Annotated in this window: 22 protein-coding genes; 10 read left to right on the forward strand and 12 right to left on the reverse strand. The window is 62.0% G+C overall.

All coding sequences use genetic code 11. The annotated features are described in order from the left end of the window. Positions 1-12 precede the first annotated feature (12 nt). Positions 13-1218 carry a bifunctional succinylornithine transaminase/acetylornithine transaminase gene (locus MMW58_RS15980; RefSeq protein ID WP_241721605.1) on the reverse strand — a complete coding sequence of 402 codons (1206 nt, stop codon included), beginning with the start codon at positions 1216-1218 and terminating at the stop codon, positions 13-15. A gap of 234 nt (positions 1219-1452) precedes the next feature. Between MMW58_RS15980 and MMW58_RS30320 the strand changes: the two genes are divergently transcribed. The 7 genes from MMW58_RS30320 to MMW58_RS16010 all read left to right on the forward strand — a co-directional run bounded on the left by MMW58_RS30320 (position 1453) and on the right by MMW58_RS16010 (position 8447). Beyond that, positions 1453-1539 (forward strand): hypothetical protein, encoded by an 87-nt coding sequence (locus tag MMW58_RS30320; RefSeq protein ID WP_306463078.1) that lies wholly within the window; start codon positions 1453-1455, stop codon positions 1537-1539. Positions 1540-1745: 206 nt separating this feature from the next. Continuing rightward, a complete protein-coding gene (locus MMW58_RS15985) occupies positions 1746-3020 on the forward strand; it encodes a Glu/Leu/Phe/Val family dehydrogenase (RefSeq protein ID WP_241721606.1) in 1275 nt (424 codons plus the stop codon). Between the two features lie 173 nt (positions 3021-3193). Further along, the gene (locus MMW58_RS15990; RefSeq protein ID WP_041145284.1) at positions 3194-3625 is read left to right on the forward strand and encodes a MarR family winged helix-turn-helix transcriptional regulator; all 432 of its coding nucleotides are present in this window, start codon (positions 3194-3196) and stop codon (positions 3623-3625) included. Beyond that, positions 3625-5277, forward strand: coding sequence for an MFS transporter (locus tag MMW58_RS15995; RefSeq protein WP_241721607.1), 1653 nt, complete (start codon positions 3625-3627; stop codon positions 5275-5277). The genes MMW58_RS15990 and MMW58_RS15995 overlap by 1 nt, the downstream gene beginning before the upstream one ends. A 28-nt stretch (positions 5278-5305) precedes the next feature. After that, positions 5306-6391 (forward strand): HlyD family secretion protein, encoded by a 1086-nt coding sequence (locus MMW58_RS16000; RefSeq protein ID WP_241721608.1) that lies wholly within the window; start codon positions 5306-5308, stop codon positions 6389-6391. After that, complete coding sequence (locus MMW58_RS16005; RefSeq protein ID WP_241721609.1) at positions 6388-7773, forward strand: efflux transporter outer membrane subunit; 1386 nt, start codon at positions 6388-6390, stop codon at positions 7771-7773. The genes MMW58_RS16000 and MMW58_RS16005 overlap by 4 nt, the downstream gene beginning before the upstream one ends. Positions 7774-7787: 14 nt before the next feature. Next, positions 7788-8447, forward strand: a complete 660-nt coding sequence (locus MMW58_RS16010) for an O-methyltransferase (RefSeq protein ID WP_371822939.1) — start codon at positions 7788-7790, stop codon at positions 8445-8447. A 603-nt stretch (positions 8448-9050) separates the two neighbouring features. Here MMW58_RS16010 and hrpA read toward each other — a convergent pair. Then, a complete protein-coding gene (gene hrpA, locus MMW58_RS16015) occupies positions 9051-12896 on the reverse strand; it encodes an ATP-dependent RNA helicase HrpA (protein WP_241723738.1) in 3846 nt (1281 codons plus the stop codon). 258 nt (positions 12897-13154) lie between these two features. Between hrpA and azoR the strand changes: the two genes are divergently transcribed. The 3 genes from azoR (at position 13155) to nadS (ending at position 14622) form a co-directional block, all read left to right on the forward strand. Continuing rightward, a complete protein-coding gene (gene azoR, locus MMW58_RS16020; protein ID WP_133599964.1) occupies positions 13155-13760 on the forward strand; it encodes an FMN-dependent NADH-azoreductase in 606 nt (201 codons plus the stop codon). A gap of 243 nt (positions 13761-14003) precedes the next feature. Further along, the gene (locus tag MMW58_RS16025) at positions 14004-14336 is read left to right on the forward strand and encodes a type II toxin-antitoxin system RelE/ParE family toxin (RefSeq protein ID WP_159237347.1); all 333 of its coding nucleotides are present in this window, start codon (positions 14004-14006) and stop codon (positions 14334-14336) included. Between the two features lies 1 nt (position 14337). Beyond that, positions 14338-14622, forward strand: coding sequence for a NadS family protein (gene nadS, locus MMW58_RS16030; RefSeq protein ID WP_159237348.1), 285 nt, complete (start codon positions 14338-14340; stop codon positions 14620-14622). Between the two features lie 33 nt (positions 14623-14655). Here nadS and paaY read toward each other — a convergent pair whose 3' ends face one another. From paaY to paaD, 10 genes are all read right to left on the reverse strand, one after another. Next, entirely contained in the window at positions 14656-15252 is a 597-nt protein-coding gene (gene paaY, locus MMW58_RS16035; protein WP_045855144.1) for a phenylacetic acid degradation protein PaaY, read from the reverse strand. Positions 15253-15261: 9 nt separating this feature from the next. Next, on the reverse strand, positions 15262-16188 hold the full coding sequence (paaX, locus tag MMW58_RS16040) for a phenylacetic acid degradation operon negative regulatory protein PaaX (protein WP_241721610.1): 927 nt from the start codon (positions 16186-16188) through the stop codon (positions 15262-15264). A 117-nt stretch (positions 16189-16305) separates the two neighbouring features. Beyond that, positions 16306-17622: a phenylacetate--CoA ligase PaaK gene (gene paaK / locus MMW58_RS16045; RefSeq protein ID WP_128878324.1), complete on the reverse strand. Its 1317-nt coding sequence runs from the start codon at positions 17620-17622 to the stop codon at positions 16306-16308. Positions 17623-17648: 26 nt separating this feature from the next. After that, positions 17649-18854, reverse strand: coding sequence for a 3-oxoadipyl-CoA thiolase (gene pcaF / locus MMW58_RS16050; RefSeq protein ID WP_241721611.1), 1206 nt, complete (start codon positions 18852-18854; stop codon positions 17649-17651). Further along, on the reverse strand, positions 18854-19276 hold the full coding sequence (paaI, locus tag MMW58_RS16055; protein WP_123707723.1) for a hydroxyphenylacetyl-CoA thioesterase PaaI: 423 nt from the start codon (positions 19274-19276) through the stop codon (positions 18854-18856). The genes pcaF and paaI overlap by 1 nt, the downstream gene beginning before the upstream one ends. Further along, positions 19266-20693 carry a 3-hydroxyacyl-CoA dehydrogenase PaaH gene (gene paaH / locus MMW58_RS16060; RefSeq protein WP_241721612.1) on the reverse strand — a complete coding sequence of 476 codons (1428 nt, stop codon included), beginning with the start codon at positions 20691-20693 and terminating at the stop codon, positions 19266-19268. The genes paaI and paaH overlap by 11 nt, the downstream gene beginning before the upstream one ends. Before the next feature lie 3 nt (positions 20694-20696). Beyond that, a complete protein-coding gene (gene paaG / locus MMW58_RS16065; RefSeq protein ID WP_371823013.1) occupies positions 20697-21485 on the reverse strand; it encodes a 2-(1,2-epoxy-1,2-dihydrophenyl)acetyl-CoA isomerase PaaG in 789 nt (262 codons plus the stop codon). A gap of 2 nt (positions 21486-21487) precedes the next feature. Beyond that, positions 21488-22255: a 2,3-dehydroadipyl-CoA hydratase PaaF gene (gene paaF, locus MMW58_RS16070; protein ID WP_241721614.1), complete on the reverse strand. Its 768-nt coding sequence runs from the start codon at positions 22253-22255 to the stop codon at positions 21488-21490. Then, the gene (paaE, locus tag MMW58_RS16075) at positions 22252-23322 is read right to left on the reverse strand and encodes a 1,2-phenylacetyl-CoA epoxidase subunit PaaE (protein ID WP_241721615.1); all 1071 of its coding nucleotides are present in this window, start codon (positions 23320-23322) and stop codon (positions 22252-22254) included. The genes paaF and paaE overlap by 4 nt, the downstream gene beginning before the upstream one ends. Before the next feature lie 7 nt (positions 23323-23329). After that, entirely contained in the window at positions 23330-23827 is a 498-nt protein-coding gene (gene paaD / locus MMW58_RS16080; protein ID WP_045855137.1) for a 1,2-phenylacetyl-CoA epoxidase subunit PaaD, read from the reverse strand. Positions 23828-23831 lie beyond the last annotated feature (4 nt).

Below are 23831 nucleotides of genomic sequence, written 5' to 3' on the forward strand. Positions count from 1 at the left end.
CCGTCTCCCAGATTAGCGCGTCAGGCGGGCGACGGCGCAGTCGAGGCGCGCGAAGGCTTCCTCAATGTCCGCCAGCGGAATATTGAGCGCGGGGGCAAAGCGCAGGACGTCAGGCCCGGCAATCAGGGCAATCAGCCCCTCCTGCGCCGCGAGGTTGGTCAGCGCTTTGGCCTGGCCGCGCAGGCGGCTCGCCAGCTCGGCGCCAATCAGCAGCCCGACGCCGCGCACCGCGCTGAAGAGATCGTACTTCGCGTTCAGCGCATTCAGCCCCGCGACGATCGCGTCGTGGCGCTCGCCAACCCCGGCCAGCAGGGCATCATCGAGCTGCGCCAGAACGCCGTTGGCCGCCGTTGCCGCCAGCGGATTGCCGCCGAAGGTGGTGCCGTGGGTTCCCGGCTGGAAAACCTGCGCCCACGCCTCTTTCACCAGCATGGCGCCAATCGGGAAGCCGCCGCCCAGCCCCTTGGCGCTGGTGAGAATGTCCGGGATCACGTTGTAGTGCTGATAGGCGTAGAGCGCGCCGGTCCGCCCGGCTCCGGTCTGAACTTCGTCAAAAATCAGCGTGACCTCATGCCGATCGCACAGCTCGCGCAGCGTCCTGAGGAATGCCGGATCGGCCGGAACCACGCCGCCCTCGCCGATAATCGGCTCAACGATCACCGCGCAGGTTCGCGCTGAGATGGCGGCGGTGAGCGCCGCGATATCGTTATACGGCAGATGGGTAATATCCGGCGGCAGCGGCGCGTAATCGCAGGAGTATTTCGGCTGTCCCCCTACGGATACGGTAAACAGCGTGCGGCCGTGGAAGGCGTTGTTGAAGGCGATAATTTCGCTTTTATCGGCGCCGAACTTGTCGCGCGCATATTTGCGCGCCAGCTTCAGCGCCGCTTCGTTGGCTTCCGCCCCGGAGTTGCAGAAGAAAACCTTATCGGCAAAGGTGGCGTTAACCAGGGTTTTAGCCAGCTGCAGCACCGGCTCGTTGGTATAGCCGTTGCCGATATGCCACAGGCTGTCGAGCTGCGCCTTTAGCGCCTCCACCAGCGCCGGGTTGCAGTGCCCAAGAGCGTTAACGGCGATGCCGCCCGCCAGGTCGATATACTCTTTACCCTGCCGATCCCATACTCTCGAACCCGCCGCTTTCAGCGGAATAAACGGGGCCGGAGCGAAGCAGGGAACCATATAAGAATCAAAATCTTCACGAGTAATACTGCCTGACATAACGCTTCTCCGGAACAATGGTTGACAATAATTAAATTTGTCAGTCGTGGATATTTGAAATTAACAATTCCCGGCCGCCGTTTTTATTGCGAGCGAATCCGTTGCGCGGCGGTGAAATTCAGCGCAGGAAATAAAGCCCTTATCAACGCAGGGGTAATTGTTAAGTCATGGTTAACACCTTGTGTGTTGCGTGCTCTCATGCTGGGGCCTGTTGTGCCGTAAAGTCAATACGGCATCACGGCATTTATTCACTTTTTGAAGATCATCAAGGTAATGAAAAATATAGATAATTTATTTTTATATTCACTAATTTGCATATAATGTGAATATAAATGCACTGCATGAGGTGGCTTTTTAGTGCGTAGTTATTCACTTAAAAAATAAAATTTCTAACAAAAATTTAAAATTCGCCATGGCCGTCAAATACTGCTTTATAAAATTGGTGATATTATTCTTCACACAGAGTTTACTGCTGTACCTATTCCACGGTTTCACACGATATAAATAACATTGAGAACAGGACTCTTATGGAAAAGTTATCTTACGCATCTGAAAGTAGTGCATCTCCATGGACCACCTATCTGCGCCAGATCGACCGCGTAGCGCCTTATCTGGGCGACCTCGCCTACTGGGTGGAAACCCTGCGTCACCCGAAGCGCGCGCTGATCGTCGATATCCCGGTGCAGATGGATGACGGCACCATCCGCCATTTTGAAGGCTATCGCGTACAGCACAATCTTTCGCGTGGCCCGGGTAAAGGTGGTGTTCGCTACCATCCGGACGTTGACCTCAACGAGGTGATGGCGCTTTCTGCCTGGATGACCATTAAGTGCGCGGCGGTCAATATTCCTTACGGCGGCGCTAAGGGCGGCGTTCGCGTTGACCCGTTCAGCCTGTCGGAAGGCGAGCTGGAGCGTCTGACCCGCCGCTACACCAGCGAAATCGGCCTTATCATCGGGCCGCAAAAGGATATCCCGGCGCCGGACGTCGGCACCAACGGCAAAGTGATGGCGTGGATGATGGATACCTACTCCATGAACCACGGCACCACCATCACCGGCGTGGTCACCGGTAAGCCAATCCACCTCGGCGGTTCTCTCGGTCGTGAAAAGGCCACCGGCCGCGGCGTGTTTATCACCGGTCGCGAAGTGGCTGGCCGCTTCGGAATTGAAATTGAGGGCGCGAAAGTTGCGCTGCAGGGCTTTGGTAACGTGGGTAGCGAAGCGGCCCGCCTGTTCTCCGAAGTTGGCGCTCGGGTGGTGGTGATTCAGGACCACACCGCGACGCTGTTCAACGAGGGCGGGATTGATATGGCCGCCCTGACCGCATGGCAGGCGGAGAAGAAGCAGATTGCCGGCTTCCCTGGCGCCCGCGAAATCGACAAAGAAGCGTTCTGGACCACGCCGATGGATATTCTGATCCCGGCGGCGCTGGAGGGTCAGATCACCCGCGAGCGCGCGGAAAAAATCAGCTGCAAGCTGGTGCTGGAAGGCGCGAACGGCCCGACCTATCCCGAGGCCGATGACGTGCTGGCCGAGCGCGGCGTGATCGTGGTGCCGGACGTTATCTGCAACGCCGGCGGCGTGACCGTCAGCTACTTCGAGTGGGTGCAGGATATGGCGAGCTTCTTCTGGAGCGAGGAGGAGATCAACGCCAAAATGGACCGCATCATGACCGATGCGATCGTCCACGTCTGCGAGAAAGCCGCCGACAAAGAGTGCTCTCTGCGTACCGCGGCCTACATCGTCGCCTGTGAGCGTATTCTGATGGCGCGTAAAGATCGCGGGATCTATCCGGGCTAAGGCTCGACGACGATCGCCACGACAGCCCGGGCCCTGGCCCGGGCTTTTTTTGCTCTTTCACCGCCAACCGTACGCTTTTCGTACAACCCATTAACAATTTTTCTATTTCACCTTGAATTCGCCAATCCGTCGGGCATAAACTCATTAGAGCTCTAATGACTTTGCGGAAAATTATGGATAACCGACAGCTCACCTTTTCCCATTTACTCTACCTCACCGCCCATCACTGGCGGCTGGCGGTCAACCGCCGCCTCAAGGACCTCGGCATGAGCCAGGCCAGCTGGGTCGCGGTCTCGGCGATTGCCCGCAACGAGCAGCCGCTGTCACAAAGCGAGCTGGCCCAGGAGCTGGGCGTAGAGAGCGCCACCATCGTCCCGCTGATCAACCGCCTGGTGGAGTTAGCGCTGGTGGAGCGCGTAAAAACCGACAGCGACCGGCGCAAGCGCCTGCTGGTTGCCACCGACAAAGGCCTTGAGCTCTATCTGCAGGTCAAAACGGTGGCCGATGATTTACGCGAAGAGATCTTAAGCGCCATTAGCCCGGAGGAGCGGCAGCAAACCCACCTGGTGCTGGAAAAACTGCTGCGCGAGGTGGAGAAAAAGTAATGCCTCGCCGTCCTGAAAACCCCTACGTGCCCCACGACTGGGCGCCGCATGAAAAGCCGGCGATCCTCGGCTCGCCGTCGACGCCGATTCACTCTACGCCAAAGCGTATCGCCTACGGCATCGTCGGGCTGCTGGTCTGCCTGACCGGCGCGCTGGGCAACGCGGTGGTCACCGCCAACCTGCAGAACCTGCAGGGAACCTTCGCCGCCTGGTCGACGGAGATCGCCTGGCTGCCGGCGGTCTACGTTATGACCAACGTCTCGATCAACCTGCTGCTGGTCAAATTTCGCCAGCAGTTCGGCCTGCGCGCCTTTACCGAAGGCTTTCTGGTTCTGTACGTGCTGGTGACCTTTTTCCACCTCTTCGTCAACGATCTCAGCTCGGCCATGATGGTTCGCGCCGCGCACGGCATGGTGGCGGCGGCGCTCAGCTCGCTGGGCATTTATTATCAGGTGCAGGCATGGCCCGCCCGCCACCGCCTGAAGGCGCTGACCATTGGGATAACCGGCTCGTCGCTGGCGATCCCTCTCGCCCGCCTCTTCTCCACGGAGCTGCTGCAGCTTGACGAATGGCGCGGCCTCTACTTTTTTGAACTGGGGCTGGCGCTGGTCTCACTCGCCTGCGTGATGGTGCTCAAGCTGCCCCCCAGCGATCGGAAGAAGGTGTTCGAGAAAAAGGACTTCATTACCTTTATTCTGCTGGCCCCGGGCATGGCGCTGGTCTGCGCCGTCCTCTCGCTGGGCCGTCTTGAATGGTGGTTTGAGGCCCCGTGGATCGGCTGGGCGCTGGCGGGCGCGGTGGTGCTGATTGTGTCGGCCATCGCCTTCGAGCACAACCGCAGCAACCCGCTGCTCAACACCCACTGGCTCTCCAGCGGCAGCATCCTGCGCCTGGGGTTAATTATGCTGCTGATGCGCATCGTGCTGGCGGAGCAGAACACCGGCGTTATCGGCTGGCTGCAGTACGTCGGGCTCCAGAACGAACAGATGACCCAGCTGGCGTGGTCGATTTTCGCCGGGATCCTCTGCGGAATTATCGCCAGCTGCCTGACGCTGAACCCGCAGCGGCTCTACTGGCCCACCGCCACCGCGCTGGCGCTGATCATGGTAGCCTCGCTGCTCGACAGCCAGTCGACCATCCTGACGCGTCCCGAGCAGCTGATGTTCAGCCAGTTCCTGCTCGGCTTCGGCAGCGCGTTCTTCCTGGCACCGGCGATGCTGGCCGGGATCGGCGGGGTCATTGCCGACCAGCGCAACCTGGTGAGCTTTTCGGTTCTATTTGGCATGAGCCAGAACGTCGGCGGCCTGCTGGGGTCGGCGATCCTCGGCACCTTTCAGACCTGGCGGGAAAAGTTTCACTCCAGCCAGCTCGCCGACCAGATAACCACGCTGAATCCGCTGATTGCCGAGCGCCTTCAGCAATACAGCCAGATGTATCAAAGCCAGATTGGCGACAGCACGCTGCTGAACGTTCAGGCCAGCACGCTCCTGCAGAACGCCTCAACGCTGCAGGCCAATATTCTTGCCTACAATGACACCTATCTGCTGACGGCGATGATTTCCGCCGGCACGCTGATATGGGTGTTCTGGCGCCTGATAAGGCTGCGTATTACCGCTCGCATTGCGCTTAAACGCGCGACGGGAAACAAATAACAAAGATAATTTTTACTCTGGAGTCGTTATGAGTCAGCAGGATGCCGCCAGGCAACAGGCCAATACCCGCAATAATATCCGCGTGGTCTCTATTTTTACCGCCGCCGCCATTGGCCTCGTTGGAGTGCTGGTGATTTTATACGCGTGGCAGCTGCCGCCGTTCACCCGCCACAGCCAGTTTACCGATAACGCCTACGTGCGCGGGCAGACCACCTTTATCAGTCCGCAGGTCAGCGGCTATATCACCGCCGTCAACGTTCAGGATTTTGCCCAGGTTAAACCCGGGCAGACGCTGTTCCAGATTGACGACCGGATCTACAAGCAGCGCGTCCACCAGGCGCAGGCCACCCTGGCGATGAAGGAGTCGGCGCTGAAAAATAACCAGCAGCAGCGCAGAAGCGCCCAGGCGGTCATTGCCCGCAACGAGGCCGCGCTGCAAAATGCCCGCGCGCAGAATCAGAAAACCCAGGCCGACTTAAAACGCGTGCAGGATTTGACCGCCGACGGCTCGCTGTCGATTCGCGAGCGCGACTCGGCAAGGGCCAGCGCCGCGCAGGGCGCCGCCGATATTGAACAGGCGAAAGCCACGCTGGAAATGTCGCGTCAGGACCTGCAATCCACCATCGTCAACCGCGACGCCCTGGAGGCCGACGTTGCCAGCGCCAGGGCCGCGCTGGAGCTGGCGGATATCGATCTGCAGAATACGCGGATCGTTGCGCCAACCGACGGACAGCTGGGGCAAATTTCCGTCCGGCTCGGCGCCTACGTCAGCGCCGGTACCCACCTGACGTCGCTGGTGCCGCCGCAGCACTGGGTGATCGCCAATATGAAAGAGACCCAGCTGGCGCACATTCGCATCGGCCAGGCGGCAACCTTTAGCGTCGATGCGCTCAGCGGCGAGAAGTTCCGCGGCGTCGTCCAGAGTATCTCCCCGGCGACCGGGGTTGAGTTCAGCGCCATTTCACCGGACAACGCCACCGGCAACTTTGTCAAAATTGCCCAGCGAATTCCGGTGCGCATCGCGGTCGATGAGGGGCAGAAAAATAGCCAGCATCTGCGCCCCGGCATGTCGGTGCAGGTCACCATCGATACCCGTGAGGGAGAGAAGCCATGATGCGCCGGCTCACCCTTGCGCTGGCGCTGAGCGTCGCGCTGGCCGGCTGCCGGTCGGCAGACGTGCCGCCCGCAGCGCCGTCGCTGCAGATCCCCGCCGCCTGGCGCGCCGATATCGGTCCCGCCAGCCCGCTTGAGGGCGTGTGGTGGCGCAACTTTCACGACAGCCAGCTCAATCAGTACGTGGAACAGGCGCTGCGCTATAACAGCGATGTGCTGATCGCCCGCGAACGGGTCAATGAATACCAGGCGCGGGCCTACGCCGCCGACGGCAGCCTGTTTCCGTCCCTTGACGCCTCGCTGACCGGCAGTCGCGCCCGCGCGCAGTCCGCCGCCACCGGCCTGCCCGTCCACAGTACGGTCTATAAGGGCGGGCTGACCGCCAGCTATGACGTCGATATCTGGGGAGCCAACCGCAGCGCCGCCGACGCCGCCGACGCCACCCTTGAGGCGCAGAAGGCCGCCGCCGCTGCCGCCGATCTGACCGTCGCCACCTCGGTGGCGGCAGGCTACCTGACGCTGCTCTCTCTGGACGAGCAGCTGCGGGTCACCCGGCAGACGCTGAAATCCCGCGAGGACGCCTACAGCATGGCTAAACGCCAGTTTGAGACCGGCTACACCTCGCGCCTCGAGCTGATGCAGGCCGATTCGGAGCTGCGATCTACCCGGGCGCAGATCCCGCCGCTGGAGCATCAAATTGCCCAGCAGGAGAACGCCCTTAGCGTGCTGATCGGCAGCAACCCGCAGGCCATCAGCCGCCAGGACTTTGCCCATTTGACGCCGCTGGCGCTGCCGTCGCAGCTGCCCTCCAGCCTGCTGAGCCGCCGACCGGATATCGTGCAGGCCCAGCACCAGCTGCTCGCCGCCGATGCCACCCTTGCCTCTTCTCAGGCCCGGCTGCTGCCATCGATCAACTTAACCGCCACCGGCAGCATGCAGGACCGCACGCTGCCCGACCTGCTCGATAACCCGCTGCGGCTGTGGAGCCTCGGCGGCAGTATTCTCGCCCCGCTGCTTAACCGCCAGGCGCTGAACGCCCAGGTCGACGTCTCGATGGCCCAGCGTAACCAGGCGCTGTACGGCTATGAGAAAACGGTGCGCGGCGCGTTTCGCGAGGTCAACGATAGCCTGGACGCCATCACCCGCTACGGCGAGCAGCTCACGGAGCTGCAGGATCAGGAGGCGGTGGCGCAGGAGACGCTACGGATTGCCGGCAACCGCTATCGCAACGGCTACTCCTCTTATCTCGAGGTTCTGGACGCCCAGCGCACCCTGTTCTCGACGCAAACCAGCGTCGTGCAGGTGAAAAATAACCTGCTGCTGGCCCAGGTTGATTTATATCGGGCGCTGGGAGGCGGCTGGTCTGATTCATCAGGGACGTAATACAGGAAATTTGCATGCAACAACAATGGTCTGCTGTAGATAATTATCTTGTTGAAACGCTGATCCCGCACGACCCGCTATTGCAGCAGGTGTTAGAGAATAACCAGCGCGCCGGCCTTCCGGCCTACGACGTTGCCGCCAACCAGGGCCAGTTTCTGGCGCTGCTAGTGCGCATCACCCGCGCCCGGCGGGTGCTGGAGATAGGCACGCTCGGCGGCTATAGCACCATCTGGATGGCGCGCGAGCTGCCGCCGGACGGCGAGCTGCTGACCCTGGAAGCCGACCCGCACCACGCGCAGATCGCGCGGCAGAATCTTCAGCTGGCGGGCGTGGACGATCGGGTCACGCTGCGCGAAGGTCCGGCGCTGGCAGCCCTTGAGAGCCTCGGCGATCGCCCCGCGTTTGATCTGATTTTTATCGATGCCGATAAGCCCAACAACCCGCACTATCTGCAGTGGGCGCTGCGCTACTCCCGCCCGGGAACGCTGATTATCGGCGATAACGTGGTACGGGATGGGGAAGTGGCCAACCCGCACAGCGCCGATGAGCGAGTCCAGGGCGTGCGGCGGTTTATTGAGATGATGGGCAGCGATCCGCGCCTGACGGTGACGGCGCTGCAGACGGTGGGCAGCAAGGGCTGGGATGGGTTTACGCTGGCGTGGGTCAACGGGTAGCTTTTGCGCGGGTCGGGCCTGGCTGATGGATCGCCGTGGAACGATGGTTTGGGTGAAGGCGTTTTTTCTTAGTTTGTTCTGTGAAATGTTCGGTGGAATGTTCCGTTCACCATTGGTCCCGCATGCTTCTGTTTCCAGCAGTGCAGGTGAACGGCCCAGGGCCGGTTTCGCCCGGCCCTGGGGACCCGGCATCCCGGCAAGAAAAATCGTCGCTGCGCGATACCTTCGTCTCCGCCGTCTGGCTATTCGGGGACGGCAAGAGGTAACGTCCCTGTAAGGCTTGCCTCCGCCAGGTTATTCGTCCCATCCATGGGACGAATAAAGCGGCCAGAGAGGCAGGTCGAGACAGGGACGTCGAGTCCTGCCCGGTCCGCCAGATGAAGCCGGAGTGGAGCGTACCGCGCAGCGGCAGTTTTCAGCGCCATGCCGGGGGCCACGGGGGGCGGGCGAAACGCCCCCCGTGCCGTTCACCCGCAGCGGGTTTGAGAATAGCGCCAGATTTACCGTGAACGGAATATTCCACGAAACTGGACGGAATATCCATGCCACGAGCAGCCAACGCGCTTCGCCCAAACCACCCTAAAACGACCATCAGCCCGCCGATCAGGCAACGATCTGCTCCATCGCCTGCAGGATCCGCTTATCGGAAATCGGGTACGGGGTACCCAGCTGCTGGGCGAAGAAGCTAACGCGCAGCTCCTCGATCATCCAGCGGATCTCCTGCACATCCTCATCGTCGCGGCGCGCCGGCGGCAGCTTATTCAACCACTGCTGCCACGCCTGCTGAATGCTCTCAATCTTCAGCATCTGCGCGCGATCGCGATGGGGATCGACGGCCATTTTCTCCAGCCGCTTTTCAATCGCCTGCAGATAGCGCAGCGTATCCCCCAGCCGGCGGAAGCCGTTGCCGGTGACGAATCCGCGATAGACCAGCCCGCTCATCTGCGCCTTGATATCCGACAGCCCCAGCGCCATGCTCATATCCACGCGCCCTTTCAGCCGCTTGTTGACGTTGAACACCGCGGTCAGGATCTGCTCAACCTGTTTGGCAATCTCCACCACCGTATCGTTGAGCTCGGCGCGAACCTTCTCGTGCAGCTTCGCAAAACCCTCTTCGGTCCATACCGGCCCGCCGGCCTCGTCGATAAGCTTATCGACGCCGCAGGAGATGCAGTCGTCAATCAGATCCAGCACCTTGCCGTAGGGGTTAAAATAGAGCCCCAGCTTGGCTTTATTCGGCAGCTTCTCGTGCAGATATTTAATCGGCGATGGAATGTTCAGCAGCAGCAGACGCCGCAGACCGCGCCACATCGCCTGCTGCTGCTCAAGCGGATTGTCGAACAGCTTAATCGCCACGCTGTCACGTTCGTCCACCAGCGCCGGCCAGGCCTTAACCCGATAGTTGCCGCGCTTTTGCTCATAGCTTTCCGCCAGGGTGCCGAAGCTCCAGATATGCAGCCCGCTCTGCTCGATACCGTCATCGGCCACCGCGGAGAGCGTCTCCTGCACTTTCCCCTTCAGCGCATCCTTTAACTCCTGCAGCGAACGGCCTTCGGCGAGCTTCTTGTTCTTATCATCCACCACCCGGAAGGTGATTTTTAGGTGATCGGGCACCTGATCCCACTGCCAGGCCTCGCGGTCGATGGTCACGCCGCTCATCCGCCGCAGCTCGCGCTCCAGCGAATCCAGCAGCGGCAGCTCCAGCGGCGTCGCCCGGCCTAAAAAGGCTTCGGCGTAGTTCGGTGCCGGGACAAAGTTACGCCGCACCGGTTTCGGCAGCGACTTAATCAGGGCGATAATCAGCTCCCGGCGCAGGCCGGGGATTTGCCATTCAAAGCCGGCCTCCTCCACCTGATTGAGCAGCGGCAGCGGAATATGCACCGTCACCCCGTCGGCGTCGGCGCCCGGTTCAAACTGGTAGGTCAGGCGCAGCTTGAGGCTGTCCTGATGCCAGAAGTTCGGGTAGTCCAGCTTGCTGACCTGCTCCGCGCCCTCTTTAATCAGCATGCTCTTTTCGAAGTTGAGCAGATCCGGAGTCTCGCGGCTGGCCTGCTTCCACCAGTTGTCGAAATGGCGCGCCGAGATGACGTCATGGCCGATGCGCCGATCGTAGAACTCAAACATCGTCTCGTCGTCGACCAGGATGTCGCGGCGGCGCGATTTGTGCTCCAGCTCTTCGATCTCTGTTCGCAGCTTGAGGTTATCGCGGAAGAAGGCGTGACGGGTCTGCCAGTCGCCCTCCACCAGCGCGTGGCGGATAAACAGCTCGCGGCACAGCGCCGGGTCAATCTGGCTGTAGTTCACCTTGCGGGCGGCGACGATCGGCAGGCCGTAGACGGTTACTTTCTCCGTCGCCATCACCGCCCCCTGCGCCCGCTCCCAGTGCGGTTCGCTGTACGAGCGCTTAATCAGATGCTGCGCCACCGGCTCCACCCATTCCGGGTCGATGCGCGCGGCGATGCGCCCCCACAGGCGGCTGGTTTCCACCAGCTCGGCCACCATGGTCCACTTCGGCGGCTTCTTAAACAGCCCGGAGCCCGGGAAGATCGAGAAGCGGGCGTTACGCGCGCCGGTAAACTCCTGCTTGTCGGTATCCTTCATGCCGATATGCGACAGCAGCCCGGTCAGCAGCGCGGTGTGAATTTCGCGGTACTCCGCCGGCTCGCTATTGACCGGCAGGCCCAGCTCTTTCACCACCTGGCGCAGCTGGGTGTAGATGTCCTGCCACTCGCGCACCCGGAGGTAGTTAAGAAAATCAAGGCGGCACTGGCGGCGGAACTGGTTCGATGACAGCGCTTTCTGCTGCTCGCCGAGGTAATTCCATAAGTTAACGAAGGCGAGAAAATCCGACTCTTTATCGTGGAAACGGCGATGCTTCTCATCGGAGGCCTGCTGCTTGTCCATCGGACGTTCGCGCGGGTCCTGAATCGACAGCGCCGAGGTAATGATCATCGCCTCGCGCACGCAGCCGTGCTTTTGCGCTTCCAGCACCATCCGCGCCAGCCGCGGGTCAACCGGCAGCTGGCTGAGCTGGCGGCCCATCGGCGTTAGCTTATAGGCGGTCATCTGCTCGTCGGTGGTAATCGCCCCGAGCTCCTCCAGCAGACGCACGCCGTCCTGAATATTACGCTTGTCCGGCGCCTCAACGAACGGGAAGGCGGCGATATCCCCCAGCCCCAGGGCGGTCATCTGCAGAATAACCGACGCCAGGTTGGTGCGCAGGATTTCCGGGTCGGTAAACTCCGGGCGCGACAGGAAATCGTCTTCGGAATAGAGACGAATACAGATCCCGTCCGATACGCGGCCGCAGCGGCCCTTACGCTGGTTTGCGGAGGCCTGAGAAACGGGCTCAATCGGCAGGCGCTGCACCTTGGTGCGGAAGCTATAGCGGCTGATGCGCGCGGTGCCCGGGTCGATAACGTACTTAATTCCCGGCACCGTCAGCGAGGTTTCCGCGACGTTGGTCGCCAGCACGATACGCCGCCCGCTGTGGGACTGGAAGACGCGGTTCTGCTCGCTGTTCGACAGCCGGGCGTAGAGCGGCAGCACTTCGGTATGCCGCAGGTTGAGCTTATTGAGCGCATCGGCGGTATCGCGAATTTCCCGCTCGCCGCTCATAAAGATCAGAATATCGCCGGGGCTTTCATGGCCCAGCTCTTCGACGGCGTCGAAAATCGCCTGCAGCTGATCGCGTTCGGTGTCGTCGGCCTCTTCCACGATCGGCCGGTAGCGAACTTCGACCGGCCAGGTGCGGCCGGAAACTTCGATAATCGGCGCGTGGTTGAAGTGGCGCGAGAAGCGTTCCGGATCGATGGTCGCCGAGGTGATGATGATTTTCAGGTCCGGACGCTTCGGCAGCAGCTCCCGCAGGTAGCCAAGCAGGAAGTCGATATTGAGGCTGCGTTCGTGGGCCTCATCGATAATGATCGTGTCGTACTGCATCAGCAGCCGGTCCTGCTGGATTTCCGCCAGCAGGATACCGTCGGTCATCAGCTTGACCATGGTGTTGTCGCTGACGTGGTCGCTAAAGCGCACCTTGTAGCCGATGCAGCCGCCCGGTTCGCTTTGCAGCTCCTCGGCGATGCGGTTCGCTACGGTGCGCGCCGCCAGACGACGCGGCTGGGTGTGGCCAATTAAGCCTTTCACCCCGCGCCCGAGCTCCATGCAGATTTTCGGCAGCTGAGTGGTTTTACCGGAGCCGGTCTCCCCCGCCACAATCACCACCTGGTGGTCGCGCACGGCTTCGAGGATCTCCTGCTTTTTCTGGCTTACCGGCAGGTTTTCCGGATAGGTAATCGCCGGCCGCGCCGCTTCACGCAGCAGGACTTTCCCTGCCGCTGCCGCAATCTCCTGCGCCATCTCCCGCAGAATAGCCTGCTGGGATTCAGGATTTTTAACCTTCTTCACGCCGTGCAGACGGCGGGAAAAGCGTAACCTGTCGCGCAGCATCAGGCCATCAAGCTGCTGGAAGAGCTGGGGGAAGGTGAAAATTTGTTGTTCTGTCATAGCGTTATCGGGCAGTGCTCTGCCAGGAAAAATCTCTTTTGAAGTATTGCTGTAGATTACCACAGCTGATCATTTCATGCCTTGTTCAAAAAAACTGAACACTGAGTTCGATTTATTGCGCTTTCTCTGCGGCATGATTGTGAATAAAGTGTCAGCAAGCACCAGGGCATCGACCCGTCAATCTCATATAAGGAAACACCCATGAGCAAAGTATTAGTTCTCAAATCCAGTATTCTGGCAGGGTACTCGCAATCCGGTCAGCTGTCCGACTATTTTGTTGAACAATGGCGTGAAAAGCACGCTGAAGACGTTATCACCGTGCGTGACCTGGCAGCAAATCCGATTCCGGTACTGGATGGCGAACTGGTTGGTGCTCTGCGTCCGAGCGATGCGCCGCTGACTCCGCGTCAGCAGGAAGCGCTGGCGCTGTCCGACGAGCTGATCGCCGAACTGCAGGCGAATGACGTGATTGTTATCGCCGCGCCGATGTATAACTTCAACATCCCGACTCAGCTGAAAAATTACTTCGACCTCGTGGCTCGCGCTGGCGTCACCTTCCGTTACACCGAGAAAGGGCCGGAAGGTCTGGTTACCGGTAAACGCGCTGTCGTTGTGACCAGCCGCGGCGGCATCCATAAAGATACCCCGACTGACCTGGTGACTCCGTACCTGTCGACCTTCCTCGGCTTCATCGGCATCACCGACGTGAACTTCGTCTTCGCTGAAGGTATCGCTTACGGTCCGGAAGTGGCTGCCAAAGCGCAGAACGACGCGAAAGCAGCCATCGATAGCGTGGTTGCAGCGTAATTTAGATTGCCACTCCCACCGCCCGGTGGGAGTTTCTTCTCCCCCTCACCCACCTTACGAGACGCCTCGTAAAATCAGCAGCCAATTCTGCCTGTAAATCCTCCAACGTATACGATAGCGCTCACGGCTTGCGGCATTCCGTCTCCGACCTGCGGGCACCCGCCTGACAGATTGCCGTAAAATTAGGGATGGGTACTATGTACACACATTGGTGTACATGGTACCTTAATAAGGAGCGTACTCATGTGCTGTGCGATTGAATTTATCGAAACGCCGCTGTTTACCCGGCAGATACAACAGCTTGCGACTGACGATGAGCTTCGGGCGCTGCAGAAAGAACTCATTGGCAATCCGGATGCCGGGGATATCATCCAGAATACGGGTGGGCTACGGAAAATCAGGATGGCGACCGGCCGGCAGGGAAAAAGCGGCAGCGCGAGGGTAATTTATTTCCTCGCAACCGCCGAGATTATCTATCTGGTTTTGGCTTACCCAAAAAGCACCAAAGATAGCCTGACCGATGCTGAAAAAGCGCAGCTCAAAAAACTAGCCAAACGACTGAAAAATGAGGTGTGATATGAGTTTTTTTGATGAGCTTCAAACGTCTCTCAAAGAAGCCGTTGATATCAAAAATGGCGATAAAGCCCCGGCCCGCGTGACTCGCTATGAGATTGCTGACGTGAAGGCCATTCGAGCGCGGCTGAACGTTTCCCAGACGGAAATGGCGCAAGCGCTGGGAACCAGCGTGGATACCATTAAAAGCTGGGAATCCAGACGACGTAACCCAACCGGGCTGGCGGCAAAAGTGCTGGCGGCGATTCAGGCGAACCCGGCACTCTTTCGCGAGCTGGCTAAATATTAGGCCCTCCATTCCGGAGGGCCGGAGGGCTACTGCTCAGGATGATGATTTCGGCCGCAGGCTTTCATCAAACTCCAGGCGCTTTCTCTGCGGTTCCACCTCTTTCAGCGGCTCCACCTGATGCAGCGTTTGCTGGCAGCGCTCGACCAGCACCTGATACTCCCGCGTCCCCTGCTTTTTCCACGCGATCTCCTGCTCGCTCAGGGTGCGAATCGCCTTCGCCGGACTGCCGACGATCAGATGGTTGGCCGGCATCTCGGCTTTGGCCTTCACGAACGCCGAGGCGCCAACGATGCTGTTTTCGCCAATCGTCGCGCCGTCGATAATCACCGCGCTCATCCCCACCAGCGCGTTGCGGCCGATAACGCAGCCGTGGAGGATCGCCCCGTGGCCGATATGCCCGTCCTCTTCGACCACCGTATCCTGGCCGGGAAAGCCGTGCATCACGCAGTTATCCTGAATGTTGGCGCCGTCTTTCACCAGGATGCGCCCAAAATCACCGCGCAGGCTGGCGTTGGGCCCGACGTACACGCCTTTCCCGAGGATCACGTCGCCAATCAGCACCGCCGTGGGGTGAACGTAGCTTTCATCCGGTACCACCGGGGTCATACCGTCAATCTGATAAATCGGCATCGGCTCTCCTTAAGCGGCGGTCAGGCCGCCAAAACGTTGAAAATAGAGCGGCCCCGGCGCCGGCAGTTCGCCGACCGAGCTCTCCCCGAGCTCACTGACGAAGGCCAGCGCGCCGGGGGCGACGCGTTGATAAATATTGATGCACAGCTGGCGCGCGGTCTGCCCCAGCCAGTGCGCCGGCAGCAGCTCCTCCGGCAGGAGCGGATCTTTGAGCACCACCCGACGATAAAAATGGATTAACAGCAGCTGGATCTGGAAGCAGCGCTCTGCGGTCAGCTCCGCGCTATCGACGTCGCGCAGCAGCGGCAGCAGCGGGCGAAACAGCGAAATAAAGGTTTCGTACATCGCGTTTTGTTCGGTGAGATGCCAGCACTCCTCGACGCGCGCGCGCAGCGCCGCCCGGGAGAGCGCCAGCGGAGAGTGCGCTTCAAAGCAGATGACGTTTTCCGCCACCCCCGCCTCATGCAGCAGCGACTGGACGTCCGCCAGCTTCTGCGCCGGCGAGGCGAGCAGGCTCGGCGCGAGCGCGCCAAAACCCTGCCACAGAAGCTGTTTTTTCACCTCCGCCAGGGTATTTTTTTCCAGCCCCTCGGAGAGCAGCAGCAGCCAGGTGCCGTCCCACTCCGGGGCGCCGGCGCGATAAATTTTGTGCTCCGCGCGGCGGGTCAGGCGCAGCCCCTTGTCGCTCAGACGATAGAAGCTGCGGCGGCCGATGCGTACCACGTCCAGCCACTCCTCCTTGTTGAGGCGAAACAGCGCCGTACGCACAAAGCGTTCGCCGAACCCCAGCCCTTCGAGCAGGGCCGCCACGCTGCCGAGCCACACTTCGCCCCCGCGCTGCAGCAGGGAATCGCCGTACAGGGAAGCGATCAGCGAGGTCCCACTAATCGGCATCGCCGTCACCGCCTGTTGAATAAAATTATCAAGCCTGCTCATCTGATTCATTCCGTTGCGGTTAGTAGTCCATGACGAATCATAGCACAGGGAATTCCCGGCGGGCGCGCGGCGTCCCGCCGGGGAGTTCATCGTCCGGCCGGGCCGGGTGGCGCTGACCTAGCCGTTGGCGGCAACCTTGCGCAGGTCGAACACCCGGCAGGCTTTGCCTTCCGAGCGCGGGATGCTGCCGCAGTTGACGATGCTGATATCGGTGGAGATCCCGACCATCGACTTGATGCGGTGGCGCAGCTGATGGCAGATCTGGCAGCGCTGCTCGTGGCTCAGCGACAGGCTGCTCTCCTTCAGCTCCACGCGTACCGAAAGTGAATCAAGATGCCCGCGGCGATTGACCTCCAGCTGATAGTGCGGCGCCAGATGCTCCACCTTGAGGATCTCCTCCTCCAGCTGCGACGGGAAGACGTTGACGCCGCGAATGATCAGCATGTCGTCGCTGCGTCCGCTGATGCGATCCATCCGCCGCATGCTGCGCGCGGTGCCCGGCAGCAGGCGGGTCAGATCGCGGGTACGGTAGCGGATTACCGGCAGCGCCTCTTTGGTCAGGGTGGTGAACAGCAGCTCGCCGTGTTCGCCATCCGCCAGCGGCGTACCGTCGTGCGGGTTGACCACCTCCGGGTAGAAATGGTCTTCCCAGATGGTCGGGCCGTCGGCGGTTTCCAGACACTCCATCGCCACCCCCGGCCCCATGACTTCCGAAAGCCCGTAGATATCCAGGGCGACGATCCCGAGACGGCGCTCGATTTCCGCCCGCATCGCCAGCGTCCACGGCTCGGCGCCGAATACGCCGACCCGCAGGGAGCAGCGGCTGGCATCGCCGCCCATCTGCCGCTCGAGCTCTTCAATCAGGTTCAGGCAGTACGAGGGCGTAACCATAATCATATCCGGCTGAAAATCGCGGATCAGCTGCGCCTGCTTTTCCGTCTGGCCGCCGGACATCGGGATCACCGTGGCCCCCAGACGCTCCGCGCCGTAGTGCGCGCCAAGGCCGCCGGTAAACAGGCCGTAGCCGTAGGCAACGTGGATTTTGTCCTTCGCCGTGCCGCCCGCCGCGCGTAGGGAGCGGGCGACGATGTTGGCCCAGGTATCAATATCGTTTTGCGTGTAGCCCACCACCGTCGGCTTGCCGGTGGTTCCCGACGAGGCGTGGATGCGCACAATCTGCTCCATCGGCACCGCAAAGGTATCAAACGGGTAGTTATCGCGCAGATCCTGCTTGGTGGTGCACGGGAATTTGCTCAGGTCGCTCAGCTCATGGAAATCGTCAGGATGCACCCCCGCCGCGTCAAACTTGCGGCGGTACATCGGAACGTTGTCGTAAGCGTGTTTCAGCGTCCACTTCAGGCGCTGGGTTTGCAGAGCCTGTAATTCGTCACGAGAAGCGTTTTCAATCGGATCTAATTTTGTATTAGTTATCATTTTAGGGTACTCGCAGGTAAATTAGCTCACACTCGCTCGAGGATCATGGCAATGCCCTGACCCACGCCAATACACATCGTACACAGGGCGTAGCGCCCGCCGCGGCGCTGCAGCTCCAGGCTTGCGCTCAGCGCCAGCCGGGCGCCGCTCATTCCCAGCGGGTGACCGAGAGCGATAGCGCCGCCGTTGGGGTTAACGTGCGCGGCATCGTCCGCCACTCCCAGCTGTCTGAGCACCCCCAGCGCCTGGGCGGCGAAGGCTTCATTCAGTTCAATGACGTCCATATCGTTAATATTCAGCCCCGCGCGCTCCAGCACCTTGCGCACGGCGGGCACCGGCCCGAGTCCCATCAGCCGTGGTTCAACCCCCGCCGTGGCCATCGCCACGATGCGCGCCCGCGGCGTCAGCCCCTGGGCCAGCGCCTGCTGTTCGCTGGCGATAATCAGCGCCGCTGCGCCGTCGTTAACTCCGGAGGCGTTTCCGGCGGTGACCACGCCGCCCTTGCGGAACGGGGTTTTTAGCTGTGAAAGCTGCTCCAGGGTGGTCTCCGCCCGCGGATGTTCATCATCGCGAACGGCGCTGACCGCCCCCTTCTTGCCGATAATCTGGACCGGCACGATCTCCTGCGCCAGGATGCCGTTACGCTGAGCCTTCGCCGTCAGCTGCTGGCTGCGCAGGGCGAAGGCGTCCTGATCGGCGCGGCTAATATTTAACAACTCGGCTACATTCTCCGCCGTTTCCGGCATGCTGTCAGTGCCAAATTGCTGCTGCATGAGCGGGTTCACAAAACGCCAGCCGATGGTGGTATCAAACAGCTCCGCCTGACGCTGGTAAGGCGCGCTGGCCTTGCCCATCACAAACGGCGCCCGCGACATCGACTCCACGCCGCCGGCAATCATCAGGTCGGCATCCCCGGCCTTAATGGCGCGGGCGGCAAAGCCGATTGCGTCCAGCCCGGAGCCGCACAGGCGGTTGATGGTGGTGCCGGAGACGCTCTGCGGGTAGCCCGCCAGCAGCGTCGCCATATGCGCCACGTTGCGGTTATCTTCTCCGGCCTGGTTGGCGCAGCCGAAAATCACGTCGTCAATGCAGCCGGGATCGAGGCGCGGGTTGCGGCTCAGCAGCTCGCGCAGCGGAACGGCGGCCAAATCGTCGGCCCGCACGCTGGCGAGCGCCCCGCCGTAGCGGCCGATCGGCGTACGAATTCCGTCACAAATAAAGGCGTCGCGCATCAAACTTCTCCTGTGATTGTGCCGCCGATGCGGTGCGATTTACCGCGAAACAGGGCGACAATTTTCTGTTGTTGGTTAACGATTTCGATGTCGTAGACGCCGGTCAGTTTGCCCTGCTGCCTGACCCGCGCGGTGGCGACCAGCCGGTCGCCGGCGAAGGCCGGGCGCAGAAAATCGATGCTCGCCGCCGAGGCCACCGCCGCCAGCCCCTGGCTGTTGCAGGCGTAGGCAAAAGCGGTGTCGGCGAGGGAAAAGAGTTGCCCGCCGTGGCAGGTTTGATGGCCGTTAAGCATGTTCGGCGCGACGGTCATGGTCATCTGCGCGTAGCCTTCGTCCATCTCAATGATGTCGATCCCCAGCGCCTGGGCGCAGGTATCAAGTTCGTACATCGCGCGCGCGTTGCGCCAGGCCTTATCGTTCATGACGCATCTCCAGCAGCGCCTTCTGGCGCAGTAGCGAACAGGGGCGATAGCGCTCCTCGCCGTAGTGCTGCTGGAGGTTTTCCAGCAGGTGCAGCACGCGGTTCCAACCCAGTCGGGCACCCCACACCAGCGGGCCGTGCGGATAGTTCACCCCGAGGCGCATCGCGGTATCGATATCCGCCGGCTCGGCCACCCCTTTCTGCACCGCATCCAGCGCCTCGTTTACCAGCATCGCCACCGTGCGCCACACCAGCAGCCCCGGATAGTCGGCAATCTGCAGCACCTTTTTGCCCTGCTGCTGAAAATAGTGCACCGCTTTATCGGTGGCCGACTGCGGGTTAGACTCCGCGCTCGCCAGCACCACCGTCTCCCCGGCGCTGTGGTCATAGACCACCACCGGACGGCCGTAGTGGGCGCTCAGGGCCTCGGCGGTTTGGCCTTCGGTCTCCATCAGCAGCAGCTCGTCAAGCTCGGTGACATTGTCACGTTTACCGCTCACCTTCAGCGCCCCTGCAGGATCGGCCACCGGGCTGAGGGCCAGATCCGCCTCGGCGTCCAGCGGCCAGCGGTACACGCCCTGCCCGCTCTTTTTGCCCAGCCGCCCGGCCAGCGCCAGCTCCTGCTGCAGCAGCGAGGGAAGGAAGCGCCGGTCCTGCCAGAAGGCGTTAAACACTGAACAGGTCACCGCGAAGTTGACGTCCTGGCCGATCAAATCGGTCAGCGCCAGCGGCCCCATCGGGAAACCGCCGCCGTCGCGCAGCGCGGCGTCAATGACCTGCGCGGGAGCCACCTGCTCCTCCAGCGCGCGCCAGGCTTCGGCGTAGAACGGGCGCGCCACGCGATTGACGATAAACCCGGGCGTTGAGCGGCAGCGTACCGGCTGCTTGCCCCACGCGGTGACGCACCGGCACAGCTGTTCGACCACCTCCGGCGAGGTGGCCAGGCCGCTGACCACTTCCACCAGCTTCATCACCGGAGCCGGATTAAAGAAGTGCAGCCCGGCAACGCGCTCCGGGTGCTTAACGTCGGCGGCAATCGCGGTAATCGATATCGAGGAGGTGTTGCTGGTGAGCAGCGCGGAGGGCGAGCAGATCTCCGCCAGCTGGCTGAACAGCGCTTTTTTGACCTCAGGACGTTCGGAAGCCGCTTCAATCACCAGCTGCGCCGGCGCCAGCGCGGCCAGCTCCGTCGTCGGCACGATGCGGGCCAGCAGCGCCTCAGCCTGCTCTGCGGTCAGCCTGCCGCGCGCGACGCGCGAGGCCAGCCGCTGGCGAATACCGTCCACCGCGCGGGTTAGCGCATCGGCGGCGATATCGTAGAGCAGCACCTGATGTCCGGCGCCGGCGGCGACTTCCGCAATCCCCGAGCCCATGGTGCCGCCGCCGATCACGGCGACGATATGCAGTGTTGTGCTCATAGGCTATTTCCCGCTGAACTGTGGAGGACGTTTGGCGAGGAAAGCGCTTACGCCTTCGCGGTAGTCGGCGCTGCGTCCGGCCATGCGCTGGTAGTCGCGTTCCAGGTCAAGCTGGGCATCGAGGCCGTTGGTTTCCGCGGCCAGCAGGGCTTGCTTAATCAGGCCGAGGCCGAAGGTCGGCTGCGCCGCCAGATGGCGGGCCAGCTGAAGGCTGGTGTCCGCCAGCTCGGCGTCTTCCACCAGCTGCCAGATCATCCCCCACTGGGCGGCCTGTTCGGCGCTGAGCTTCTCGCCCAGCAGCGCCAGCCCCATCGCCCTGGCGCGTCCGGCGACCCGCGGCAGGAACCAGCTGCCGCCGCAGTCGGGCACCAGCCCGAGCCTGCTGAAGGCCATCACGAAGCTGGCGGATCGCGCGGCGAGCACTATATCGCAGCCCAGGGCCAGGGTTGCCCCGGCCCCGGCCGCTACGCCATTAACCGCCGCAATCACCGGCTTCGGCAGCGCCGCCAGGCGGCGCACCAGCGGGTTATAAAAACGCTCCACCGACAGCCCCAGATCCGGCGCCGGGCCGCTGGGGTCAACGTTACGGTCGTTCAGATCCTGGCCGGCGCAAAAGCCGCGCCCGGCGCCGGTGATCAGCAGGCAGCGCACGCTGTCGTCGCGTTCGGCCTGGGTCAGACACTCGGCGAGCTGCTGGTGCATCAGGTCATTAAAACTGTTCAGGCGATCCGGACGGTTAAGGGTAATCGTCATCACGCCCTGTTCTACGGTGCTGAGAATAAAAGCTTCCACCATTAGCGTCCTTTAAATTGCGGGGTACGTTTTTGTAAAAAGGCGTCGATGCCTTCGCGACGATCTTCCGTCGCGCTGAGCAGCGTAAACAGCTGGCGCTCCTGCTGGAGCCCGGCCTGCAGCCCCACCTCCTGCGACTGGCGCAGCGCCTGCTTCGCCGCCCGCAGCGCCAGCGGCGAGTGGCGGGCAATGGTCGCTGCCAGCTTCAGTGCATATTCATCGGTTAACGCCGGCGGATAGATGTCGCTCACCAGACCGGCCTGCTGCGCCCGCCGGGCGTCGATGGCTTCGCCGCTCAGCACCATGCGGCTGGCCAGCGCCTTGCCGACGCAGCGGATCAGCCGCTGGGTGCCGCCCGCGCCGGGCATAATGCCGAGGGTGATTTCCGGCACCCCGAAGCGGGCGTTATCCCCCGCGACCACCAGGTCGCAGAGCAGCGCCAGCTCGCAGCCCGCGCCGAGGGCGTAGCCGTTCACTGCCGCAATCAGCGGTTTCGGGAAGGCGTCAATGCGCGCCCACAGGCGGGGGCGAATATCATCGAACGTGGCCGGGAGATCTTTTTCCGCCATTTCGTTCAGGTCGGCGCCGGCGGCAAAGAAGCGCTGGCCGCCGCTAATCACGCAGGCGCTCACCTCCGGGTCGGCCGCCGCGGCTTCCAGCGCCTCGGCAAGCTGCGTCAGCAGCGCATTATTGAGCGCATTGCGCGCCTGCGGCCGGTTGAGGGCCAGGTGCAGAACCCGCCCGTGGCGGCTAATCAGCAGTTCGCTCATGCCATCCCCCGGGCGTCAAAATCCACCACCACGTCGCCGCTGGTCGGCAGCGCCTGGCAGCTGAGCACGTAGCCGGCCGCCAGCTCGTCCGCTTCGAGGCTGTAGTTTGCCGCCATCGCCACTTCTCCGCTCAGCACCTTGCATTTGCAGGTGGCGCAGACGCCGCCTTTACAGGCGAACGGCAGATCCGCCCCCTGGCGCAGCGCCGCGTCGAGAATGCTGTCATCCTCCGCGCTGAGGGCCACCAGCCGGTCGCGGCCGTCCTGACGAATGGTGACGGTGCGGCCCTCGGCCTGCACCCCGGTCGCGCGCTTAACGCTGCTGCCCGGGGTATTAAAACGCTCAAGATGGATGCTGTTCGCCGCCATCCCGAGCGCCCCCAGCGCGGCCTCAGCGTCATCCATCATCACCGCCGGGCCGCAGATAAAGGCCTCATCGAAGCGGCTGAAGTCCAGCAGCCGGCCGGAGAGCGCGCGCAGCTTAGCGCCGTCGATGCGCCCCTGCAGCAGATCGCTGTCCATCGACTCCTGGCTAAACAGGTGCACCACCTGCAGCCGCTGCGGATAGCGGTCTTTCAGGTCCGCCAGCGCCTGGCGAAACATCATGCTGTGGCTGCTGCGGTTGCCGTAGATCAGGGTGAAGCGGCTCTGCGTTTCGGTGGCGAGCGTGGCGCCGATAATCGCCATCATCGGCGTAATGCCGGAACCGGCGGCAATCGCCAGGTACTCCCCGCGCCTTTCGGCCTGCGGCTGATAGCCAAAATGGCCCTGCGGAACCATCACCTCCAGGGCCATGCCCTGGTGGATATCGTGCTGCGCATAGCGGGAGAAGCGGCCGCCGTCGATGGCCTTCACCGCCACGCTAATTTCGGCCGGGGAGCGGCTGCGGCAGATGGAGTAGCAGCGCCGCAGCTCTTCCCCGCCGAGGCGGGTTTTTACGGTCAGGTGCTGGCCGGGACGGAAGGCGTACTCGGCCTGCAGCGCGTCGGGGATAGCAAAGGTAATGGTCACCGCATCGCGGGTTTCCGGCTCCACTCTCGCGACGGTAAGCGAATGAAACGTCGTCATGGCAACCTCAAATACATTTAAAGTAATCAAAGGGTTCGCGGCAGCTGTCGCAGCGGTAGAGCGCTTTGCAGGCCGTAGAACCGAATTCGCTAATCAGCGAGGTGTGGACGCTGCCGCAGCGCGGGCAAACCACCTCCTGCGGCATATCGGCGTGGCAGGCGTGCCCCTGCGGCGGGCTGATCCCGTACTGGCGCAGGCGCTCGCGGGCCGCCTGATTCATCCAGTCGGTGGTCCACGGCGGGTCAAGCTGCAGGACAATATGCACCGGCGTGTAGCCGCGGCGGGCCATCGCCGCGCGGATCTCGCCCAGCAGATGCTCCGTTGCCGGGCAGCCAGAGTAGGTCGGCGTAAAGCCAATCACCCAGCCCTCGCCGCGCGGCGCCACGCTGCGCACCATCCCGAGGTCGGTAATGGTCAGCACCGGCACTTCCGGATCGGGGATCTCGCTGAGCAGGGCCCAGATAGCGTGAACGTCGGCGGGGGCGATCGCGGTCAGTCGTTGCATAGCC

Origin of the sequence: Klebsiella sp. HC6, from assembly GCF_022605325.1 — a bacterium.
In the GTDB taxonomy this organism is placed as follows: domain Bacteria; phylum Pseudomonadota; class Gammaproteobacteria; order Enterobacterales; family Enterobacteriaceae; genus Klebsiella; species Klebsiella terrigena.

Coding starts and splice junctions, on each gene's coding strand:
- MMW58_RS15980 (WP_241721605.1), bottom strand. CDS start 1,218: ATGTCAGGCAGTATTACTCGTGAAGATTTTGATTCTTATATGGTTCCC.
- MMW58_RS15985 (WP_241721606.1), top strand. CDS start 1,746: ATGGAAAAGTTATCTTACGCATCTGAAAGTAGTGCATCTCCATGGACC.
- MMW58_RS15990 (WP_041145284.1), top strand. CDS start 3,194: ATGGATAACCGACAGCTCACCTTTTCCCATTTACTCTACCTCACCGCC.
- MMW58_RS15995 (WP_241721607.1), top strand. CDS start 3,625: ATGCCTCGCCGTCCTGAAAACCCCTACGTGCCCCACGACTGGGCGCCG.
- MMW58_RS16000 (WP_241721608.1), top strand. CDS start 5,306: ATGAGTCAGCAGGATGCCGCCAGGCAACAGGCCAATACCCGCAATAAT.
- MMW58_RS16005 (WP_241721609.1), top strand. CDS start 6,388: ATGATGCGCCGGCTCACCCTTGCGCTGGCGCTGAGCGTCGCGCTGGCC.
- MMW58_RS16010 (WP_371822939.1), top strand. CDS start 7,788: ATGCAACAACAATGGTCTGCTGTAGATAATTATCTTGTTGAAACGCTG.
- hrpA (WP_241723738.1), bottom strand. CDS start 12,896: ATGCTGCGCGACAGGTTACGCTTTTCCCGCCGTCTGCACGGCGTGAAG.
- azoR (WP_133599964.1), top strand. CDS start 13,155: ATGAGCAAAGTATTAGTTCTCAAATCCAGTATTCTGGCAGGGTACTCG.
- MMW58_RS16025 (WP_159237347.1), top strand. CDS start 14,004: ATGTGCTGTGCGATTGAATTTATCGAAACGCCGCTGTTTACCCGGCAG.
- nadS (WP_159237348.1), top strand. CDS start 14,338: ATGAGTTTTTTTGATGAGCTTCAAACGTCTCTCAAAGAAGCCGTTGAT.
- paaY (WP_045855144.1), bottom strand. CDS start 15,252: ATGCCGATTTATCAGATTGACGGTATGACCCCGGTGGTACCGGATGAA.
- paaX (WP_241721610.1), bottom strand. CDS start 16,188: ATGAGCAGGCTTGATAATTTTATTCAACAGGCGGTGACGGCGATGCCG.
- paaK (WP_128878324.1), bottom strand. CDS start 17,622: ATGATAACTAATACAAAATTAGATCCGATTGAAAACGCTTCTCGTGAC.
- pcaF (WP_241721611.1), bottom strand. CDS start 18,854: ATGCGCGACGCCTTTATTTGTGACGGAATTCGTACGCCGATCGGCCGC.
- paaI (WP_123707723.1), bottom strand. CDS start 19,276: ATGAACGATAAGGCCTGGCGCAACGCGCGCGCGATGTACGAACTTGAT.
- paaH (WP_241721612.1), bottom strand. CDS start 20,693: ATGAGCACAACACTGCATATCGTCGCCGTGATCGGCGGCGGCACCATG.
- paaF (WP_241721614.1), bottom strand. CDS start 22,255: ATGAGCGAACTGCTGATTAGCCGCCACGGGCGGGTTCTGCACCTGGCC.
- paaE (WP_241721615.1), bottom strand. CDS start 23,322: ATGACGACGTTTCATTCGCTTACCGTCGCGAGAGTGGAGCCGGAAACC.
- paaD (WP_045855137.1), bottom strand. CDS start 23,827: ATGCAACGACTGACCGCGATCGCCCCCGCCGACGTTCACGCTATCTGG.